Here is a 1044-nt window from a genome sequence, read left to right on the forward strand (position 1 = left end):
CCGACAGCTGCTGTATCCAAGCCCGAACCTCTGCCAGGAGCTCATCGTCGGTTGAGGTGCGCGAGATTGCCATCGTGACGCCTAACGTTTGAGCTGAGGCGACCGCCACGGATTGGCGCTTGGGCCGCGAGGCGGATGATAAGAACAAGCGCCTCGCGGCCCAAGTGCCAAGCCGTGGAGGGTCGCCTCGAGCGAAGGGTTAGGCGTCGTCGCGGACCTCAGAGCAGTGAATTTGCCTGTCTCGGCTGGGGGGGCGCTACCGATCCCGAAACGCCTCTTCGCAGGCCTGAACTCTTGATTCCAAGGCGTCACGTGTGTCGTACATGCCAGGCGTTGCGTAGAAGTACGCACAACCCCTATGAGGCGCAAGCAACTCGTCCACCGCGAGCAGGCTTGGTCGCACTTTGTAGCGACCGACGGCTACGACCTGCAGCGAAGGGCTGACAACGACGATTGACCACTTAGGGCCGAACTGCCGGACGGCCTCTCGGCTGTCTAGGTTGTTGATCTGTTCGAGGACTCTGGTGAGTTCCATCACTGTTTAGACTTCCGCTGGCCAAGCCGGCAGTAGACGTCCATAGAAACTCGGCTTAGAAGAGGTCGATGGTATCGACGCCCCGTGGTCACACGACAAAGCGCTTCCTCTTCGACGCCTAACGTTTGAGCTGAGGGGCCGTAGCCGGGAAGGCACTTGGCCCGCGAGGCGGATGATGACAGCGAGCGCCTCGTGGGCCAAGTGCCTTGCCGGCGGAGGTCCCGCTCGAGCGAAGGGTTAGGGCGCACTCGGGGCTGCTGACTGCGCGAAGAAGGCCGGGCCGGGATGGAATGGGGTTGTTCTCTCAACCTGCGCTCGAGCCAGCCTGGAGGGACCTGGAAACGAACTCTTTGGCCACACCGAGCGCACGTGGCAGCAAGCGGGCGTAGATCTCTGCCCCGAGCACCTGCGGTTCGCCGCCCGCCAACGGACGGGCGGCCGGAACGAGCCTTGGCAGGGCAGCGACGAATGCAGAACCTGAAGCGCCAAACTTCCAACGGCGAAGGTTC

1 protein-coding gene is annotated in these 1044 nt (G+C 62.8%); it reads right to left on the reverse strand.

The annotated features are described in order from the left end of the window. Nucleotides 1–839: 839 nt before the first annotated feature. The coding region (locus tag D9C15_RS33710; RefSeq protein ID WP_205854771.1) for a hypothetical protein at nt 840–1044 on the reverse strand (205 nt) is incomplete at its 5' end.

This window comes from Piscinibacter defluvii (genome assembly GCF_004011805.1).
Lineage (GTDB): Bacteria > Pseudomonadota > Gammaproteobacteria > Burkholderiales > Burkholderiaceae_C > Piscinibacter > Piscinibacter defluvii.